The 20,120-nt window shown below is 67.4% G+C and carries 16 protein-coding genes; 9 read left to right on the top strand and 7 right to left on the bottom strand.

The genetic code is table 11. The annotated features are described in order from the left end of the window. From ACODRZ_RS00240 to ACODRZ_RS00230, 3 genes are all read right to left on the bottom strand, one after another. On the bottom strand, window positions 1-789 hold the full coding sequence (locus tag ACODRZ_RS00240) for a sulfite exporter TauE/SafE family protein (protein ID WP_488969016.1): 789 nt from the start codon (window positions 787-789) through the stop codon (window positions 1-3). Continuing rightward, entirely contained in the window at window positions 786-2,159 is a 1,374-nt protein-coding gene (locus ACODRZ_RS00235) for an ATP-grasp domain-containing protein (RefSeq protein ID WP_488969015.1), read from the bottom strand. The genes ACODRZ_RS00240 and ACODRZ_RS00235 overlap by 4 nt, the downstream gene beginning before the upstream one ends. Window positions 2,160-2,377: 218 nt before the next feature. Further along, window positions 2,378-3,346, bottom strand: coding sequence for a BON domain-containing protein (locus ACODRZ_RS00230; protein ID WP_488969014.1), 969 nt, complete (start codon window positions 3,344-3,346; stop codon window positions 2,378-2,380). Between the two features lie 258 nt (window positions 3,347-3,604). On the opposite strand from ACODRZ_RS00230, the gene ACODRZ_RS00225 reads away from it, so the two are divergent. From ACODRZ_RS00225 to ACODRZ_RS00215, 3 genes are all read left to right on the top strand, one after another. After that, window positions 3,605-4,759: a GGDEF domain-containing protein gene (locus ACODRZ_RS00225; RefSeq protein ID WP_488969013.1), complete on the top strand. Its 1,155-nt coding sequence runs from the start codon at window positions 3,605-3,607 to the stop codon at window positions 4,757-4,759. 112 nt (window positions 4,760-4,871) lie between these two features. After that, the gene (locus ACODRZ_RS00220; protein ID WP_488969012.1) at window positions 4,872-8,516 is read left to right on the top strand and encodes a PAS domain S-box protein; all 3,645 of its coding nucleotides are present in this window, start codon (window positions 4,872-4,874) and stop codon (window positions 8,514-8,516) included. A gap of 85 nt (window positions 8,517-8,601) precedes the next feature. After that, window positions 8,602-8,985 carry a response regulator gene (locus ACODRZ_RS00215; RefSeq protein ID WP_488969011.1) on the top strand — a complete coding sequence of 128 codons (384 nt, stop codon included), beginning with the start codon at window positions 8,602-8,604 and terminating at the stop codon, window positions 8,983-8,985. Between the two features lie 63 nt (window positions 8,986-9,048). Here ACODRZ_RS00215 and ACODRZ_RS00210 read toward each other — a convergent pair whose 3' ends face one another. Continuing rightward, a complete protein-coding gene (locus ACODRZ_RS00210; RefSeq protein ID WP_488969010.1) occupies window positions 9,049-9,834 on the bottom strand; it encodes an energy transducer TonB in 786 nt (261 codons plus the stop codon). A gap of 250 nt (window positions 9,835-10,084) precedes the next feature. Between ACODRZ_RS00210 and ACODRZ_RS00205 the strand changes: the two genes are divergently transcribed. From ACODRZ_RS00205 to ACODRZ_RS00180, 6 genes are all read left to right on the top strand, one after another. After that, window positions 10,085-10,717 (top strand): PepSY-associated TM helix domain-containing protein, encoded by a 633-nt coding sequence (locus tag ACODRZ_RS00205; protein WP_488969146.1) that lies wholly within the window; start codon window positions 10,085-10,087, stop codon window positions 10,715-10,717. 14 nt (window positions 10,718-10,731) lie between these two features. Further along, a complete protein-coding gene (locus ACODRZ_RS00200) occupies window positions 10,732-11,232 on the top strand; it encodes a DUF2271 domain-containing protein (RefSeq protein ID WP_488969009.1) in 501 nt (166 codons plus the stop codon). Between the two features lie 37 nt (window positions 11,233-11,269). Further along, window positions 11,270-12,175 (top strand): DUF4198 domain-containing protein, encoded by a 906-nt coding sequence (locus ACODRZ_RS00195; RefSeq protein ID WP_488969008.1) that lies wholly within the window; start codon window positions 11,270-11,272, stop codon window positions 12,173-12,175. Window positions 12,176-12,189: 14 nt separating this feature from the next. Then, window positions 12,190-13,176: an FAD:protein FMN transferase gene (locus ACODRZ_RS00190; RefSeq protein WP_488969007.1), complete on the top strand. Its 987-nt coding sequence runs from the start codon at window positions 12,190-12,192 to the stop codon at window positions 13,174-13,176. 67 nt (window positions 13,177-13,243) lie between these two features. After that, window positions 13,244-13,924 carry a Fe2+-dependent dioxygenase gene (locus ACODRZ_RS00185; protein ID WP_488969006.1) on the top strand — a complete coding sequence of 227 codons (681 nt, stop codon included), beginning with the start codon at window positions 13,244-13,246 and terminating at the stop codon, window positions 13,922-13,924. Then, window positions 13,921-15,039, top strand: coding sequence for an alpha-hydroxy acid oxidase (locus tag ACODRZ_RS00180; RefSeq protein ID WP_488969005.1), 1,119 nt, complete (start codon window positions 13,921-13,923; stop codon window positions 15,037-15,039). Before ACODRZ_RS00185 ends, ACODRZ_RS00180 begins: the two co-directional genes overlap by 4 nt. A gap of 3 nt (window positions 15,040-15,042) precedes the next feature. On the opposite strand, the gene ACODRZ_RS00175 is transcribed toward ACODRZ_RS00180, so the two are convergent. The 3 genes from ACODRZ_RS00175 to ACODRZ_RS00165 all read right to left on the bottom strand — a co-directional run bounded on the left by ACODRZ_RS00175 (window position 15,043) and on the right by ACODRZ_RS00165 (window position 19,980). Further along, window positions 15,043-17,478, bottom strand: a complete 2,436-nt coding sequence (locus ACODRZ_RS00175) for a hypothetical protein (RefSeq protein ID WP_488969004.1) — start codon at window positions 17,476-17,478, stop codon at window positions 15,043-15,045. Between the two features lie 119 nt (window positions 17,479-17,597). After that, a complete protein-coding gene (locus tag ACODRZ_RS00170) occupies window positions 17,598-18,752 on the bottom strand; it encodes a glycosyltransferase family 4 protein (protein ID WP_488969003.1) in 1,155 nt (384 codons plus the stop codon). After that, window positions 18,745-19,980: a glycosyl transferase gene (locus ACODRZ_RS00165; protein WP_488969002.1), complete on the bottom strand. Its 1,236-nt coding sequence runs from the start codon at window positions 19,978-19,980 to the stop codon at window positions 18,745-18,747. Before ACODRZ_RS00165 ends, ACODRZ_RS00170 begins: the two co-directional genes overlap by 8 nt. Between the last annotated feature and the right edge of the window lie 140 nt (window positions 19,981-20,120).

The following is a 20,120-nucleotide window of genomic DNA, read 5'->3' as shown; positions in this document are numbered from 1 at the left end:
TCACATCCGCGAGAACAGCGGGATCGGCGCGAAGACGAGCGAGATCAGCCCCCAGAGGCTGAGCGCGATCATCACCCCGCCGATCCACTGGGTCAGGTCGCGCGAGGACGCGCGCCGCGTCACCAGTGCCCCGATCGGCGCGGCGACGACGCCCCCAATCAGCAGGCCGGATGCCGCGATCGAGAACGACTGCAGGCCCAGCGTGCCGATGAAGGCCGAGAGCACCGTCACCGTCACGAAGAACTCGGCGGCGTTGACGGTGCCGACCGCCATGCGCGGCGTCATACCCTGCGCGATCAGGCTCCCCGTCGTCACCGGCCCCCATGCCCCGCCGAAGGAATCGAGGAAGCCCGCCACGAAGCCGAGCGGCCCCACGCCGCGCATCCGGCGATAGGCCTGCGCCCGCCGCGCTCCGCGCCAGATCAGGTAGATGCCCACCGCCGCCAGATAGACGAGCAGCACCGGCCGCAGGATCGAGAGGCTGAGGTGCGAGAGCGCCCACACCCCCAGCAGCCCCCCGGCGATGCCCGGAATGACAAGCCGCGCGAACAGCATCCAGTCGACGTTCCTCTGCAAGGCATGGGCCGCGCCAGATACGCCGCTGGTGAAGCTCTCGACCGCATGCGTCACCGAGGACGCGCCGGCGGGCGGCAGGCCGAGCAGGATCAGCAGCGAGTTGCCGATCACCCCGAAGCCCATGCCGACCGCGCTGTCCACCAGCTGCGCGAGGAACCCGGCGACGATGAACGGCGCCAGCGCCGCCCAGGGGATCGCGGAAAAGTCGATCATCCGTTGCTCCTGCGGCGGCGCGCGGAGCCGGCTCCGAACCGTCCGGCCGGGGAGGTCAGCAGGAACAGCGCCGGGAAGATGAGCGCCAGCACGGAGAGCACCCCGCTCACCACCGCCTCGGCCCCGGCGAGCCAGGGCATGACCGCCGCCCATATCGCGACGGCCAGAACCACCATCAGCGTGCGTTCGTGCGCCCGGTCGTTGAGGCCGGTGAGGTCCACCTTGGCGCGCCCCTCGAACAGCGAACGAAGGCCGATCCCGGTCGGACTGCGGCGATCGACCAGCGGCTGCGGGAACGAGCCCTGCACCAGACAGCCCACCCCCGCCGCCACCATGCGCAGGCCCACCGCGTTCGCGAAGGGCCGGAATTCGGCATTACGGTCGCTGAGCGCGCGCAGGCCGGTGCGGCCACCGAAGACCATGTCGGCCAGCGCGGTGCTCTCGGCCGGGGCGGGCTTGCTTTCCTGCACGGCGGCCTGTGTGGAGATCACCCATTCGAGGATCGCCGTCGGCACGTCGAGCCCGGTCGCTCGCTCCAGCCCCTGAAAGCCGGGGGCGGAGTTGGCCTCGCAGATGCGGTAGCCGTCCTCGTCGAACAGGATGTCGATGCCGGTGATGTCGAGTTCCAGAACGTCGGCCGCCTGCACCGCCAGTTCCGCCATCTCCTGCGGCGGGTTGTAGGCGACGCCGACGCCGCCGAGCGAGACGTTGGACTTGAACCCGCCGGTCAGCGAGCGGCGCTCCATCGCCGCGATCACCCGCCCGCCGACCACCAGCACGCGCACGTCGCGCCCGTGGCTGGCGCGCACGTAGTGCTGGAGGATGAAATCCGCCTTGGCCTCGGCGCTTTCGAGCAGGCCCGCCAGATCCTCGAACTGGCTGCGGTCCTCGCACTTGAGGACGCCTGCGCCGCGCGTACCCTTGAGCGTCTTGACGATGACCGGAAAGCCCAGTTCGCGCTCGACGAGATCGACATCGATGGGGAACGTGCCCAGCATCGTGCGCGGGATCGGCAACCCTGCACGGTTCAGCGTCTGCAGGGTGTGCAGCTTGTCGGACACCGTCTCGATCGTTGCCGGGCCGTTGACCAGCCGCACCCCGCGCCGCTCGAAGTGGCGCAGCAGGGCCAGCGTGAAGTAATCCGTCTCCGCGCCCGTCCGGCAGATGACGAAATCCGGCTTCTCGATCTGGCGTCCCTGGTACTTGATCGCCCAGTCCCCCACGGTGCCCACGACCAGCTCGAAACTGTGGGGCTGCAGGACGTGAAGTTCGATGCCGAGTGCGCCCGCAGCCTCCTGAAAGCGGAAAACCTCAGGAACCTCGGGAATCGCCGGGTCTAGTTGATGCTGAAAAAGGATCCAGCCGCGCAATGCGATAAGCCCCCCGGTTTGGCGGTGATGCGAGATTTGCAGATGGCCTTCGCACGCGCGTTCGGCCGGGTTTCAGGTCCATGAATGGCATTGGAGCGCGATGGTTGCAAATCTATGGCGATCCGCAAGCTCCTTCAAGCGGAAGCACGCGCAAACAGAAAAGGGAGCGCACCGGCTCCCTTTTCCAGTCCATCATATCGATGAGGCAAGCCTGCAGGTCAGGATGATCCGCCGGTCGTCGTTGTTCCGGAGGTCGTCGCTCCCGTAGTCGCCGTGTGCGAATATCCCGGCGTGCTGGTGCCTGCGGTAATGTCGGTTTCCGTCCTTACGCGCAGGTTATTCTGAACGTGCCGGACGCCCGACACGCCGTCGCTGAGGTCTTCGGCCCGGCGCTTCGCCTGCGGGCTGTCGACGCTGCCCTCAAGCGTGACCTCGCCGTCCTTCACGTTCACCCGGACGCTGCTCGCATCGACGCGCCAGTCGTGCGTCAGGGTATCGTTGACGTCCTCGCGGATGCGCTCGTCGGACCGTGTGTAATCGGAAGGCCCGCGCCCGCGATGGTCCTGTTCACGGCGGCGCTGCGCATCCTCGCTGCCGAACCAGCTGGCGATCTCGTCTCCCGCGCGTTCGAGGAAGCCACGACGCTCGCCATATTCGCGCCAGTCGCCGTATTCGTTGCCGCGCGACCAGCTGCCCGGACCATAGCTCGGCCGGTAGCTCTCGCTCGAATGCAGGCCGCCGGTCAAACCACTGCGATTGCGGTAGAAATCACGGCCACCGTAATCCTCGCTGGTAAAGCTCGAGAAGTCGTTGCCCGCGCTCGCATCGAAATCGCGGGCGGGGTATTCGGCATCGCGGCGGCCCGAGAAACGGTAGCCGCGTTCGCTGTCGTCTCCGCGCGCACCATGACTGCCGCGATAGCCGCGCTCGGACCACCGCTCATCTCGGGCGTTTGTCCGATTGGTGGCGCCGTAAGGATTATCGAAATCGCGCGCCGGTCGACGCCCGCGGCTTTCCTCCGTTCGATAAGTGGCGCGCTGGTCGCTATCGGAGCCCCAGCCGCCACCGGCCTGACCTCCGGCGTCACTTTGCCACTGGTTCGCCTGACGCGGGGCTTCCCACGCCTCGTCATCCGTCCGGTAGCCGCCGGTCTGTCCGGTGCCGGCATTGGGATCACGTCGATTCATCGGTGCTCTCCTTCACATGTTTTTTTCAGCGCGGCGCACGGGAGCAAGACATGACAGAACGCCCTCTCCCTGGCGCGATGCTACTTGAACACGGCGCCGGGCAATTTCGATCCACTGTCCGGCGCTGCCAGCATGGCGTCCATCGCAGGCCCGTCGGCACCGATGGTTTACGGGCCGTGCACCATTTGTTTAGGAGATTGGTCTAAGCCCCCCGGGCAAGGGGGTTCCGGGTTCTTCATGTCGGTTGACGCGCAAACGATGCTGCTGCTTTCGAACGCGATCGCGTTCGTGGCGGCGACGTTTCTTCTCATAGAATGGAGATCGCTGCGCGAGCGATTCCTCCTGAGCTTCGCACTCGGCTTCCTGTGCATCGTCGTAGGCTGCACGCTCGCCCCGCTGCGACAGAGCGGAGACTTCCTGCTGGGCGTGTGGCTGTCCAACTCCATGGTCCCGCTGGCGCATTTCATGTTCCTTCACGGAGCCGCCTCGTTCGCCCGGCGCAAGCTGAACCGCTCATGGTTCGCCGCACCGCTGGCCTGCTCGGCGCTGATGGCCATCCCGGGGCTTGGCGACCGCGACCAGGTCATGTCGCTGATCAACGCCGGGTTCGTGGCGGTGTTCTGCCTGAGAGCCGCAGGCGTTCTGCTAGAAGCGCGCCGCACCACCGGTTCGGAGACACGCACCCTCGTCGCGACGTTCGTGGTCCACGGCTCTTTCTACGCCGTCAAGGCGGGCGGCGCCTTCGTGCCGGGCGCGTTCGTGGACTTGTCCTCCTACTCCGGCGTGCTGATCCCGATCTCGCTGTTCGAAGGCATCCTCGTCGAAGTCGCCCTCGCCATGTCGATCGCGGGGGCGCTGCGCCGCCGCCGCGAGGAGCGCGTCACGCGCCTTGCGGAAAGCGATCCTCTCACCGGCCTGCTCAACCGGCGCGGGTTCGAGGCGCGCACGCGCGACATCCAGCAACAGGGCGGCTCGCTGCTGCTCATCGACATCGACAACTTCAAGACCATCAACGACTGCTTCGGCCATCAGGACGGCGACCGCCTGCTCGTCGACCTGGCCGCATTCCTCGCGGTGCGCCTGCCCGGGTCCGCGATCAGCGCGCGCCTCGGCGGCGACGAGTTCGTGGTGCTCCTGCCTGGAATGGACGAGGCCCGCAGCCTTGGCCTCGCCGAAGATCTCTGCGCCGGCTTCGCGATCCGGCAGGGCGCGGAAAACTGCGGCACTCTCAGCATCGGTTGCGCGCCCGTCGCTGCGGGAACGGATGACCTGTCTCCCGCCATGCTGCGGGCGGACCGGGGCCTCTACGATGCGAAGAGCAAGGGGCGCAATCGCGCCTCGCTGGCCCCTCGCATCCCCGCCACGGGAACAAGGGCCGAAATTCTGCCTTACCCTTTCGCCGCCGCAGGATAACCGCTCACCTCACATTGACGGGGAACCGTTCGCCCCGCGATGTGTTGTCGTGTGCACAGACGGGGGCATGGGCGGGGATGGTCGGCCCGACGCGAAGGGATCGGTTAGGGGAATGATACGCAGCGCAGTGAACGGCGACGGGTTCATGGGACTCGAAGGCGATCTTGCGTGTCGTATCGCCACTTACGACTGGGCCTCCACCCCCATCGGCCCGATCGAGACATGGCCGGTCAGCCTGCGCCACACCGTAGCGATGATGCTGCCGTCCCGCGTGCCGCTGGTGCTGCTCTGGGGGCCTGAAGGCGTGATGCTCTACAACGATGCCTATGCCGAGTTCGCCGGCGGGCGCGACAGCCGCCTGCTGGGTTCAAAGGTGCTCGACGGGTGGGAGGAAGTCGCCGAGTTCAACGCCAACGTCATGGAAGTGGGCCTCGCGGGCGGAACGCTCAGCTATCGCGACTACATGCTGACGCTGCACCGACATGGGCGGCCCGAGCAGATCTGGCTGAACCTCGACTATTCGCCGGTCCCCGGTGACGACGGCAGGCCTGCGGGCGTGATCGCGGTCGTCTTCGAGATCACCGAGGCGCACCACGCGAGAGCAGCGCTGCAGGAGAGCGAGACCAAGCTGCAGTTTCTCGATGATCTGGCCCAGGCGATAACGGATTGCCGCGGGGCCGACGAGATCCTCGCCATCACGACCCGCATGACGGCGCAGCACCTGAACCTCTCCAACTGCGCCTATGCCGACATGGACGCCGACGAGGACGGGTTCACCATCAGGGGCAACTGGCATTCCGAGGATGCTCAATCGATAGTCGGGCACTACAGCCTCGGCGCCTTCGGAGCGCTCGCCGTCAGCGAGCTGCATGCCGGGCGCCCGCTGATCATCAACGACAACGCCACGGAGATTCCGCCGGAAGAGGCGAAGACCTTCCAGGACATCGGCATCGCGGCAACTATCTGCATGCCGCTGGTCAAGGAAGGCCACCTGATCGCGCTGATGGCCATCCATGATCGCAAGCCCCATCACTGGACGCCTTACGAACTGGGCATCATCCGCGAGGTGACCGAGCGGTCCTGGGCGCATATCCAGCGTGTCGGGGCCGAAGGTCAATTGCGTGAGCGCGAGGCCTACAATCGCCAGATCCTCGACGGCGCCGTCGACTACGGCATCGTCGCCACGGATCTCGACGGACGGATCACCTTGTGGAACGCCGGTGCCGCCGCCATGCTCGGCTGGACCGAGGCGGAAATGCTCGGCCATCCCATCGATCTGTTCTTCACGCCCGAGGACCGTGCGGTCGGTCGCCCCGCCGCCAAACGCCGGGAAGCCCTCGAAAGCGGCCGCGCCCATGACGCCCGCTGGCACTTGCGCAAGACCGGCGAGCGTTTCTGGGGCCTCAGCGAAATGACTCCCCTGCGCGACGGCACGGGAAGCGCAACGGGCTTCGTCAAGCTCATGCGCGACCGCACGTTCGAGCACGATGCACAGGAAGCCCTGCGCCTGAGTGCCGAGCAATTGAGCCGCGCCCAGGTCGCGGGCGGCGTGGGGCTGTTCTCGGTCGATATCGTCGGCAACACGATCACGGGGACCGACGAGTTCTGCCGCCTCTTCGGAATGCCCCAGGGCGGCGAGATGAGCCCGGAACTGTTCGAGCAGATCATCATTCCCGAAGACCGCTACCTGTCGTCGAACCATGCCCGGCGCAATTCCGCAAACGCGGAGCTTGATGTCGAATATCGCATCCGCCGCCCCGATACCGGCGAGCAGCGGGTGATCGCTCGCAAGTCGGAGTTCGAGTTCAATGCCGCCGGCAAGCCGGTGCGGATGATCGGTGCGGTGCGCGACGTGACCGACCGCAAGCGGACCCAACTGGCTCTGGAAAAGAGCGAGGCGCAGTTCAGCGCGCTTGCCCAGAACATGCCCACGCAAGTCTGGACCGCCCGGGCCGATGGCGCGATGGACTGGTTCAACGAGCGGACCTACACGTATTCCGGCGAGATGCCGGGCAGCCTCCATGGTGACGGCTGGACCCGCCTCGTCCATCCCGAAGACCGCGCCAGCGCCGTGGAACGCTGGGCGCAGGCCGTGACGACCGGCGAGGTATACGACACCGAACTGCGCCTGCGCGACTGCGAGGGGCTATATCGCTGGCACCTCGCCCGGGCCATGCCGCTCAAGGACGCGCACGGGGTCATCTCCGCCTGGATCGGCACCAACACCGAGATCGAGGCGCAGAAGCAGGCTGAGGCCGCCTATGCGCAGGACCGCGACCGTCTCTGGACGATCAGCCGCGACCTGATGCTGGTGTGCGACTTCGAGGGCGCGATCACCGCGGTCAACCCTTCGGCCGAGCGCCTGCTGGGGTGGCATGAGAGCGACATGCTCGGCCAGCGCATCGCGGCTTTCGTGCACCCCGACGACATCGAGGCCACTGCCGCCGAAGTCGCCAAGCTTGCCACCGGACAGCGCACGATCGCGTTCGAGAACCGCTATCGCACCAGGGACGGCGACTTCCGCCTGATCGCCTGGACCGCGGTGCCCGACGACCGCCGTATCCACGCGATCGGGCGCGACATCACCGAGCAGCGCGCGGTCGAGGACGCCTTGCGCCAGAGTCAGAAGATGGAAGCCGTCGGCCAGTTGACCGGCGGCATCGCGCACGACTTCAACAACCTGCTGCAGGGCATCACCGGCAGCCTCGACATGATGCACGCCCGGCTGGCGCAGGGCCGCACGCAGGACCTCGAGCGCTGGCTGGGAGGGGCACGCACGTCAGCCGAGCGGGCCGCGGCGCTGACGCACCGCCTGCTCGCCTTCTCCCGTCGCCAGCCGCTCGACCCGCGCCCCGTCAGGACCAACCCGCTGATCGCCTCGATGGAGGACATGCTGCGCCGGACGCTCGGCGAGCACATCGAGCTGGGCTTCGTGCTGGCGGGCGGGCTGTGGCTGACGCGGTGTGATCCCAACCAGCTGGAAAGCGCGATCCTCAACCTCGTCATCAACGCGCGCGACGCGATGCCGCAGGGCGGCAAGCTGACCATCGAGACCTGCAACGCCCACCTCGACGACCGCTCCGCCGCGCGCGAAAGGGACGCGAAGCCGGGCGAATACGTCTGCATCGCGATCAGCGACACCGGCGTCGGCATGAGCCGGGACACCGCCGCGCGGGCCTTCGAGCCCTTCTTCACGACCAAGCCGATCGGCCAGGGCACCGGCCTCGGCCTCTCGATGATCTACGGCTTCGCGCGCCAGTCGGAAGGCTATGCGCGGATCTATTCCGAGGAAGGCATCGGCACCACGATAAAGCTCTACCTCCCCCGCCATCTCGGCGCCGACACGGTCGCCGAAATCCCGGGAGAGCCGTTGCTGCTGCCCACCGCGCAGCACGGCGAGGTCGTGCTGGTGGTGGAGGATGAGCCGGTCGTTCGCGGGCTGATCCTCGAAGTGCTCGACGACCTCGGCTACCGGGCGATCGAGGCTGCGGACGGTCCTTCGGGGCTGGCCGTCCTCCAGTCGGACGAGCGCATCGACCTGCTGGTCACCGACATCGGCCTGCCCGGGCTCAACGGCAGGCAGATCGCCGATGCGGGACGCGCCTGCCGGCCGGGGCTGAAAGTGCTGTTCATGACCGGTTATGCGGAGAACGCGGCGGTCGCGTCCGGCTTCCTCGAACCCGGCATGGCGATGATTACCAAGCCCTTCGCCATGGATACGCTGGCCGGGCGCATCCGCGAGATCATCGAGGGCTGAATGCCCGCTTGCTCACAGGCCAAACGACTGCCAATAGCTTTGCCGCGCAAGGCGTTGTCGCGAACGCAATTTCCAGGGTGGCACCATGCCTGACGAGACGCCTCGGTTCGATGGAATGCGGGTACTGGTGGCCGAGGACGAATTCCTCGTCTCCATGCTGCTGGAAGAGATGCTGACCGACCTCGGCTGCGAGGTCGTGGGGCCATTCGCGACCCTCTCCACCGCGCTCGAGACGGCCTGTTCGGGCGAGTACGACGTCGCCGTGATCGATCTCAACCTCGCGGGTGAGAAGGCGGACCCGATCATCGCCGAACTGGCCGCGCGCGATGTCCCCGTTGCGATCGCCAGCGGCGGGTTCGAGGCCGACCTCGCGCACCGCCCGACCGTGCGCCTCGACAAGCCCTATAGCGCGTCCCAGCTGGAGCAGGCGATGACGGCCCTGCACGCCGTGCTGCAGGGGCGCGACTGAGCGATCAACGTCCGTCTGGAGGCTCGCTGCCACGAGTTTCACGGCAGCGGTCCAGGAACACTCTCAAACGTTGGTGAGCACGAACGGGATGGTGACGTAACCGCGCACCGCCGTGGCCACGCCGTTGCTCATCAGCGGCGACCACCGCCAGTGCCTGACCGCGCGCAAGGCCGCACCGTCAAGCCGCGAGCTGCCGCTGCTCGACACCACCTGGATATCCTTGACCGTCCCGTCGCTCCCGACCAGCAGGAGCAGCTTCACCGTTCCCTGCTCACGCGCGCGTCGCGCGTCGATGGGATAGGCCGGCGGCTTGGCGGACAGAACCTTGCTCGACAGGTCGCCGCCTTCCAGCGTCGTGGCTGCAGGCGGCGGTGCCACGGCCGGCGGGGCACTGACCTTGGCGCCTTCGCTGGTCATCGACGGCGGAGCGGGCGGCGGCGGCGCATCCACCATGACCTGCTGCGGGCCGGGGCTCGGCAGCTCGATCATCGGCTTGGGGACGACCGTCTGGGTGATCGCGGCCTGCGGCGTTTCCAGCTTCGTCGGCTCGGGAGGCGGCGGCGGCGTCACGTCGAGTTCCTGCACGTCGACGGTGGTGAGATGCGCCCGCTCCTTGTGCGCCGCCACGATGTTGAGCGTCGCCAGGCAGGCCGCCATGGCCAGGATCATCCCGGCCGAGGCGAACAGGGCCACCGGATTCGCCCTCGCGGGGCGATAGATCGAGCGACCGGCATCAGCTTCGATCGCCGAGTCGCCAATCGCCGAAACCGCAGGAAACGGCTCGGGCGCAACGGCCGAAACCGGGGCGAACACGAGTTCGTCCGGCGCGAGCGCGGCAACTGTCGCCAATTGTAATCTCCTGCCAACCACTATTGCGAGTGATTTGCATATACACTAAGCAGCTCGTCGTCCAGAGGGCACCCGACATCGCAACGTGTGGCGGCACGTTCTTTCGAAGTGCGCCCTTCCCGCGATCGAATCAGAACACAAAGGATGCGACACCTTGCAAGTTGCCGACGCCCCAGACCGCCACGCCGACGACTTGCGTGACGCCGCGTCAGCCGCTCCGCAGCGCGCCCCGTCTTCCGACACGCGCAAGCTGGCGCCGAAAAAGAAGAAGAACAAGAAGGCCCGCGCCTTCTGGCTGAAACAGCTGCACACTTGGCACTGGGTGAGCGCGGCGATCTCGCTGGTCGGCATGTTGCTGTTCGCGGCGACCGGAATCACCCTCAACCACGCGGCATCGATCGGCGCGGAGCCTTCGGTGACGCAGAGCCAGGGCAAGCTGCCCGAGGCATTGCTGGCAAAGCTGCCCGCCCCCGGCGACCGCACCGATCCGCTCCCCGCCGAAGTGGCGAAGGCGGTCGCGGCGGCGGTTCCGCTCGATCCTTCGGGCCGCGCGGCGGACTGGACCGCCGAGGACGAAGTCTACGTCGCCATGCCCGGCCCCGGCCGCGACGCCTGGGTCAGCATCGACCGTGCGAGCGGCGAGATTCAGGCCGAAGTCACCGACCGGGGCTGGATCTCCTACCTCAACGACCTGCACAAGGGCCGCAACAGCGGCGCCGCGTGGTCCCTGTTCATCGACCTGTTCGCCGTGGCCTGTCTCGTGTTCACGATCACCGGCCTGTTCCTGCTCCAGCTTCACGCGAAGCACCGGCCGATGACCTGGCCGATGGTGGGCCTGAGCCTGCTGATCCCGCTGCTGCTGGCCCTCCTTTTCATCCACTGACGAGAAAGCCCGTGATGACCCGATCCAAGATCCTGCCCGCGCTGCCTCTGCTGGCTGCCGGCACTGCAACCGCTCTTGCCGCCTCGCCCGCGCTCGCAGCGTCGGTTACCGTCACCGTCCCGCAGATCAAGGTGGCCGAATACCACCGCCCCTACGTGGCGGGCTGGGTCGAACCTGCGGCGGGCGGCGATGCCCGCACCCTTTTCGTGTGGTTCGACGGCAAGAAGCGCGGCGCTGAGCCGGGCACCAAGTGGCTGGCGGACCTGCGCACTTGGTGGCGCAAGGGCGGCCGCTCGCTCAAGCTGCCCGCCGACGGCATCAGCGGCGCGACCCGCGCGCCCGGCAGCTACACCGTCGCCATTCCCGCGAACCTGCCCAAGGGCGACTACGTCCTGAAGGTCGAGGCCGCGCGCGAGACCGGCGGGCGCGAGCTGGTGTCCGTGCCGTTCACCGTCGGCGGCAAGGGTGGTTCCGTCTCGGGCAAGACCGAGCTGGGCACCGTCACCGTCCGCTGATCCGACTATTTTCGCTTTATTTAACAGGGGAATACGAATGCGCTTTCGCTCCATCCTGATCGCCGCTGCGGCATCTTCCATGCTGGCGGCGCCAGCTCTTGCTCACCGCATGTGGCTGCTGCCCTCGACCAGCACGCTCGCCAGCACCAATGAATATGTCACCGTCGACGCCGCCGTGTCGAACGACCTGTTCTACCCCGACCACGTCGCCATGGACCCGGCGCAAGTCTCGGTCTGGGCGCCCGACGGTACTGACGGCAAGGTCGAGAACCCCGCGAAGGGCCGTCATCGCGGCACCTTCGACGTCGCGCTGAACAAGGCGGGCACGTGGAAGATCGGCATGGAGCGCGAGTCCGTCATGGGCACCTTCAAGGTCGGTGCCGAGGAATGGCGCGTGGGCGGTCGTGGTCGTCCCCAAGGCGCTCCCGGCGCTCCGGGCGCGGGCGCTCCGGCGGGTGCTCCCTCGGCTGGCGGTCCGGCCGGTGGCCCTGCCCGTCCGCCGATGCGCATGGTGCCGACCGTGGCCGACATTCCGGCCAACGCCACCGACATCAAGCTGACCGAAGTGACCTCGCGCAACTTCATCTACGTCACTGCCGGTGAGCCCACCAAGGTCGCCCTGACCGGCAAGGGTCTGGAGTTCGATCCGGTCACCCATCCCGACGAACTCGTCTCGGACGAGGAAGGCAGCTTCCGCTTCCTGATCGACGGCAAACCCGCTGCGGGCGTCAAGATCACGGTCGTCCCCGGCGGCAAGAAGTACCGCGCGGCCGAGGATGCGCAGGAACTGACCACCGGCCCCGACGGCGTCGTCAAGGTCAAGTGGCCGGTCGCGGGCTGGTACTGGCTGAGCGCCAGCGCCGAAGACGCCAAGCCCGCCGACAAGAAGGCCAGCGCCCGCCGCATGTCCTTCACCACCACGCTGGAAGTCGTCGCTCCCTGACGACTGGCAAGCCCATGCGCCTCGCCGTTCCCTTGGAGATCGACGCAGCCTCGCTCGCCACATGGCGGCAGGCCGCGGCGGTGATCGCGATGGGCGGCGAGACAATGGGGACGACATGGAGCATCCGGCTCGCCCCGCCCCCCGGCTTCGACCGGGAGGCGGCGAGCCGGGCGATCGAGGCGCGGCTCGAAGACATCCTCGCGCAGATGAGCCATTGGCGCGCGGACTCGGTGCTCGGCCGCTTCAACCGCGCGGATGCGGGTGAATGGTTCACCCTGCCCGCCGATTTCGCGACGGTGATCGAAGCCGCCCTCGCCGTCGCCGAGCGATCGGGCGGGGCCTTCGATCCCGCGATCGGTGCGCTCGTCGATGTATGGGGCCATGGGCCGGTCAAGGTCGCTCGCCCGCCCACGACCGACGAGATCGAACAGGCGCGCGCGGTCTCCGGCTTCATGCGCCTCGCCTACGAACCGGACACGCGGCGACTGCGCCAGCCCGGCGGTTTGAGGCTCGACTTGTCGGGCATCGCCAAGGGCTACGCCGTCGATGCCCTGACCGCGCTGCTCGCCGGGATGGACTGCCACCACGCGCTCGTCGAGATCGGCGGCGAACTGGTCGGGCGGGGCCTGCGTCCCAATGGCGATCCGTGGTGGGTGGACCTCGAAACGCCGACGCAGGACATCGCCCCGCTGCGGGTCGCGCTGCATCAACTGGCGGTGGCGACCTCGGGCGATTACATCCGGGGATTCCACAGTATCGATCCGCGCAGCGGGATGCCGGTCGAGCATGCCATGGCGGTCAGCGTGATCCACTCCAGCGCGATGCTCGCAGATGCCTGGGCGACCGCGTTTAGCGTGCTCTCCCCTGCCGCTGTGAGCGCTTTGGGTGCCCGTGAGTGCCTTTGTGTGCGCGTTGTGTACCGTGACGGCACCGGTCTGACCGAGTGGATCAGCCCCGCCCTTGCCGCCATGATCGAGGCCGAGGACGAAGTTCCGGCCTGATCCGGCACCGGACTATTGTTGATGCGGATCATTGTCAGCACCGCCGGACTGCGCGAATAGAGACGCCATGGTCATCGAAATTCCCGAACTGTTCGACGCTGCCGAAGTGCGCGAAATCCGCTCCGCGCTAGAAGCCGCCGACTGGGCGGACGGCCGCGCCACCGCCGGCCACCGCGCCGTAAAAGTCAAGGAAAACGAGCAGTTACCGCTTGACCATCCCCTTGCAAAGCAGCTCGCCGACCGCGTCCTTGGCCGCCTCTCGCAGACCCCGCTGTTCATCGCCGCAGCCCTTCCCGCCCGCGTCCTCCAGCCCCGCTTCAGCCGCTACGACGGGCGCGGCCACTACGGCAACCACGTCGACAACGCGATCTTCCCGATCCCCGGAACCGGCGAGCACCTCCGCTCCGACGTTTCAAGCACCCTGTTCCTCTCCGACCCCGAGGAATACGACGGCGGCGAACTCGTGATCGAGGACATGTTCGGCACCCACACCGCCAAACTGCCCGCCGGAAGCCTGATCGTGTACCCCGGATCCAGCCTCCACCGCGTCATGCCGGTGACGCGCGGCGTGCGCTTCGTCTCGTTCTTCTGGACCCAGAGCTTCGTCGCCTCGCCCGAAAAAAGGCGGCTGATGTTCGAACTGGACGGCGCGATCCAGTTGGTCGCGACGGATCATCCCGAGCATCCCTCGGTCGATACCCTCACCCAAGTCTACCACAACCTGCTGCGCCAGTGGTCGGCGACATGAGCCCGAAACCACCGCTTTCCGCCATTCCGCCGGAATTGCGCACCCTCGCCGACTACGAGCGCCACGCCGAAGCCCACCTGACGCCCGAGGTCTGGCGGCATATCCAGGAAGGCGCGGGCCGAGAGATCACGCTGGCCGAAAACCGCGCCGCCTTCGACCGCATCGGCCTGCTCCCCCGCGCCATGGCCAGCCTCGACGGCAGTACCGAAATCGACCTGCTCGGCCGCCGCCATGCCGCACCGATCCTGCTGGCGCCGCTGGCCTACCAGCGCCTCGCCCACCCCGAGGGCGAACTCGCCTGCGTGCGCGCGGCCGCCGCGCTCGATACCGGCATGATCGTCAGCACGCTGTCGAGCGTCTCGCTGGAGGACATCGCCGCCGCCGCCGCCCATGCCCTCGCCCGCGAACTCGGCAAGACGCCCGCACCGCTGTGGTTCCAGCTCTACCTCCAGCCCGAGCGCGAGCACAGCCTGCAACTTGTCCGCCGCGCGGAAACGGCGGGCTACGAGGCCATCGTGCTGACTGTCGATGCGGCGCTCAAACCCGCCGGGATCACGCTGCCGCAAGGCGTCGGTGCGGTCAATCTGGCCGGAATGCCGCGCCCAACGCAGACTTCCGTGCCCGGCGGCCGGATCCTGCTCGGCACTCCGCTCGCAGACGCTGCTCCGGGGTGGGACGACCTCGTGTGGCTGCGCAAGACGACGAGCCTCCCGATCATCGTAAAGGGCCTCCTGCTGGGCAAAGATGCCGCGCGCGCGGTGGATGAAGGCACCGACGCGCTCATCATCTCCAACCACGGCGGCCGCGTTCTCGACGGCCTGCCGAGCCCCGTCGACCTGATACAGAGCGTCGCCGAAGCCACGCGCGGCCGCGTCCCGCTGCTCCTCGACGGCGGTGTTCGGATGGGCACCGACGTGATCAAGGCGCTCGCACTGGGCGCCTGCGCCGTGCTCATCGGTCGCCCGCAGATGCATGCGCTGGCCGTGGCGGGAATGCCGGGGGTGGCGCATGCGATCCACTTGCTGCGCACGGAACTGGAAGCGGCCATGGCGCAGCTCGGATGCCCGAATTGCGCCATGCTCGGCCCTGACAGGCTGGTCGCGCTGGGTCGCTGAGCGCTATTTGTCGAGCGGCAGCTTCACCACCCCCGTCGGGGCATCGCGCAGCCGTATGCGCAACATTCCATCGGTCGGGCGACCGCTAATCTGCAGGGTCCGCCCGGTGTAGCCCGGCTGTACGGCGGAAGGCCTAACGAACCCATCTTCGACCGCGACCGCATCGATCAGGAACAGATTGCGTCCCGTGATCGTGCAAGGCCCGTCCTGCCCTTCGCACGTGGCGCTCTCGATCCGTGGCAGCCGCACGACCGTCGTGAGCGGCATCCAGTCTCCGCGATCCTCGCGCCCACCCGGCCCCTTGCTGACGAGGCGCAGGCGGATAGGGCCGAATGTGGCGGGAGGCAGGTCATCGGCGTCCAGAGTGGCGACAAGCACCTCGGGACTTTCCAGATTGAGCCCCTTGCCGATCGCGAGCCGGGTAACCGCCTCTCCCGAAGCAGGGGCGATTTCGATCGCTGAACCGGCACCGAACCGCGTTTCGCCCGAAGCCTTGAGCGAGAACACCATCTCGCCGTTGTCAGGCAGGAGATCGCCCGAGCCCATGTCCAGCATCCTCGCGCCCTGCGCCGCGGGAGCGGGATAGACCGTGCGCTGCAACAATGCTGCCTGAGGACGCGGCCCGCCGATGCGCACCGGAAGCGTCAGGTCGCGGCCGTCCTCCAGCCGCACGGTCGCCTTATCGGGCGCTTTAGCGGCATCGACGGGAACCTTGCCCGCGCCCTGCACGAGCAGGCGCAGGCGGTCCGTCCCACCCTCGCGCGTCAGGCCGTCGGGACGGAATTCGGCGTCTCCCACCACGACCGCGCGAACCTGGTCCAGCCGCTGCCCGGTCAGGAAACCCTGCGTGTCGCCGGCATGGAGTTCGAGCGCTTCCAGGCGGCTCGCCTGCACCCGCGCGCGCAAGGCGACGGTCTGCGCGGCAGCTGCACCGCGCTGCCGGATCTCCAGCCGGACCTCGCCTGCGGTGGCGTCCGTCAGCGGCACCGTGACGCTCAGGCGCCGCCCTTCCAGCGCCTTGAACGCGAGTGGCCGGCTGCCGCCGTTGCTCTGCCGCAACGTCACTTCCTCAACACAGCCAGGAGCGGCGCCTTCCAGCGCAACCTCGTTGTCGCGCCCAACGATCAGGCCATCGACATCAGTGGCTTTCCACGCTTCGCCGCCCGGGCGCTGGAGCAGGAAGTCCGGACCATCGAAAGGCGCGAATCCCCAAACGCCATGGAGATGGCCGCGAACGTCTCCTGCAAAGGCGGCGGGAAGCGTATCGGCGGCGAGCACGTAACCGCCCTTGTCGGCGCGCGCCTTGACCGGCACGTCCAGCGTCTGTCCGGATGCGGAGGTGAGGCGCACCTTCATGTCGTGGGCGAAGTCGGTCGAGAACACCAGCGGTGCCCCTTCGACCGGCAGTACGGCGCCGAGCGCCATGCAGATCGGCCCCTTCGCGGAGCTGCGCAATTGCGGGGGAATATCCGCCTCGACCGCAGGCATGGCCGCGATCATCACCGACTTGGGCTTCTGGAAAGAGGGCGCCGCATTGAGCAGCAGCGACATCCGATCCGCATCGCGCAGGGTCAGGGTCGGCAGGTAGTTGAACGTCGGATTGTTGAATGCGCCGAAGATCTTCGCCACGTCCCGCGCCACCGCGATGTAGGCGCTGTAATACCCTGCCCCGGCCTCGCGCGTGTTGCTGAGTTGCAGCGCCAGATCGGTCGGCGTGCCGGTAATCGTCTCCGCCAGCGAACTGGTGTGCACGTCGTTCAGGACCAGCGATTCGCGGTTCTCCACGAGGCACGATGCCTGCGACTGGATCACCTTGTTGAGACAGTCCTCCTGCAGCTTGATCGACAGGCTGCTGGCGAGCACCGGCGCCACGGTGCGCAGGTATTCCGAGCCATTGTCATCCTGTGCGCGGATCGCGGCCATGAAGGTATTGAGGCGCGAATGATCGAGCGAGGCCTGGTTGAGATCCTGGCTGGCGCGCACGAACTCACCGGGCTTGCCGCGCACCGCGTCCATCAGCACCCCTTCCGCGCCGCCGGTCTCGGGCACCATGAGCAGCACCATCTGCCGGGCATCGCGCGGCACGGTGAGGGTCAGGGCGCTGTCTTTTTCCTTCTCCTTCCACGTGCGTGCGAGATCGATCCAGTCCTTGGGCGGAGGGTTCGTCGCACCCCGCAGGAATGCGGACATGAGAACGAACCGGGCGCTCTGGTTCTTCGGCAAGGCGCCGTGGACAACGACCTTGTCGCCGGGCGCGAGGCTCGGCACGCGGGCGATCGGCAGCGTCTGTCCCTCGCGCGTGACTTCGATGCGCAAGTCCGGACCGGCCAGCTCGAACGGCGCGGGATCGCCCAGTGCCGGAGTAGCGACCAGCAGCGGCGAGACCAGCAGTCCAGTGAAAATGCTCGAAAAGCGGCGCTCTGACGATCTCTTGCGCAAAAAGCCGAAATCCTGTCGTTGTTTCAGACCAAGGGCGCCCCGGGCACGCCTTAGCCGCTCCACAGACCGGCATTCAAGCCCGCACAGTCCGAAACGAGCCGCAATCGCGCCCGTCGATGCTAATTCAACGAGGCCGCGAGTTGTTCCAGACCATGTTCATCGACTTGCGCCGCGTCGGCCACCAGACCTGCGAGGGCCAGTCGACAATGCCGGTCCCAGCAGAAGTTCTCACGCGCGAAACGGCGGCCGTTTTCAGCAAGGCGACGCCGATAGGCCGGATCGCGCGCAAGCAAAGCCAGGGCGGCACGAATGGCTACCGGATCGCGGCCATCTACGACCAGCCCGGTCAGCCCGTCGCGCACCAGTTCGCCCGGGCCGCCATCCCGACCGACAATGCAGGCGATGCCATGCGCCATCGCATCGGCGACACTGATGCCGAAGCCCTCCATCTCGGCGCCATCTTCCAGCGCGATCTGCGGGTGGAGGAAGATGTCGGCAGTCCGGTGTCGCTCCGCCAGTTCCGCATCGTCGATGTAGCCGGTCATGACCGTTGCGCCCATTTCGCCTTCGGCAGGCTCTAGAGCCGCGCGGATGGCCGCTTCGTCGGGACCACGGCCGATGACCGCGTAGTCGAGCGCCACGCCATCGCTCCGGCAGGCAGCGGCGGCGCGTACCGCAGCGGGCACGTTCTTGCGCGGCACCATGCGGCATACGGTAATCACGCGCGGCCTGAGATTGGTGGGCTCGGACCGCTCTTCGCCGGGCAGGACGACTCCGTTCCACACCGTAACACAGCGGGCGGCGAGATCGGGCGCACGATCGAGCAAAAGACGGCGCGTAGCATCGCTCACCGCGAGTATTCGCGTGGTCCGGGACAACACCGCGCTCATGAGCCGGAACGCCCCCCTGGACGGGCGCCCCACTTCGCGCCCATGCACGGTCACGAGCAAGGGACGCGGGAACAGCAGGGCCGGAATCGCCGCGCGCCATGTGCAGGCGTGGATGGCGGACGGCCGCTCTCCGCCCAGCCATACCCGCAGCATTGCCATCGCGAGCCGGACATAGACCACCAGTTGCGCCGCCGGACCCACGTCGATCAGCGTGATGCCGTCTTCGGAGAGGCGACGCGGCCCGATGGATGACTTGGCGAAGACGGTTACCTTCCGGCCGCTACGCGCATAGGCGCGGGCGACCTGGCTCACGTAAGTCTGCACACCGCCCTCGTCCGGCGCATGGACACGCGCGACCACCCAGATGCTTGCGGCCTCATTCATGAACGAGCACGCTCCTGCGGCCAAAACCGGACGATGACGCCGACCGCGCCGTGGCGGTCCCTCTGGCGCGCGAGGTCAGGAAATCCGCGACCGCCCGGCCTGCACGCTGGGACGCACTGCGGTCATCGCAATCGAAGGTGTCCTGAAGCCCCTGCAACTGGGCAGGAGCGTAAGTGCCGTGCGAGGCAATAGCATGGGCGACCTTGTCGGCAATGTCCTCGCAGTCCTCGTGTACCGGGCCGTATTGCCAGTGCCGATAGCTTGGATTGCCCTGCCAGTTGGCTCCATGCGTATTGAGGAAAATGCAGGGACGCGGGTGCACGACGAACTCGTAGATCTGGCTGCTGACGTCGCCGAGATAGACCGAGGCCATGCGCGTATAACTCATGTCCACGCTCGACGCACTGCCGAGATCAACGTGAACATGCGGAAGGCGGGCAAACTCCTCGAGCCGGCGTTCCATGCGTTCGCGGCGACGGCAACCGTCGTACATGCGGATGTGCGGCGCGACGATGAGATTGAAGCGGTCGTCCTCGGCGAACTGGCGAACCACGTCGAGGCCCATCTGCGGCCACGAGGACAGCTTGCGCGAGAAATGCGGGTTGTACAGCACCACCGGCCGATCCTGCGGAAACAGCCGCGCCGGGGCACGGTTCGCGGTGAGATCGAACTTGCCGTAGCCGACGATCGCATAGTGGCCCTCGCGGATCAGGCCCTTGTCGAGCATCCTGGAGCGCTGCTTCTCACCCGCCAGGAGGACGAAGTCGAACTGGCGGATGCGCCGGTCGTAGCCCACGGCCCGGTCGCCCGCGCCGTGGCAGGTATGGATGAAGCAGGTGCGCCGCAAACCGACATGCCGCAGCAGCAGCGACGTGCGCTCCGGCACGACTATGGCGTCATAGGCTACAAGACGGCTGCGTGCGGCCGCCAGCGCGACGAGCTTGGGCGGAGTAGCGGCACCGACCAGCCGGGTGAAAGCGGATAGCAGTGCGCCCTCGACCTGCACGAAGCGGATCGTCGAAACGCCGTGCTGCCGCGCGATATCGCGGGCCATGGCGATATGTTCCGCAGTCATCGCCATGACGTCTACGACAAAGCGCGGATCGCGAGCGAGTTCGATCGCCAGCGGCATCGCGTGCAAGACGTGATGCAATTGCGCGTTGAAGAAAAAGCAGAGTTTCTGCGGTGCCGCGGGGTCGGCGAGCCGCTCGATCGCTCCTTGGAGCATGGCTTCCTCCATTCCAGGCTTCGGCTATCCGATCTTTGGCCCCATCGGTTTGCCGACGCATTTCAGAAGGTCGCAGCGCCCTCGCCGCCTTGCAACAATTGCGCGGTGGGATGCCCGCTGGACCGGCCTGCCGGTCGGTC

The sequence above is a fragment of the Novosphingobium sp. FG90 genome (assembly GCF_057808725.1).
The sequence above is the reverse complement of the archived record's forward strand: the minus strand, read 5'-3'. Positions and strand labels throughout refer to the sequence as shown.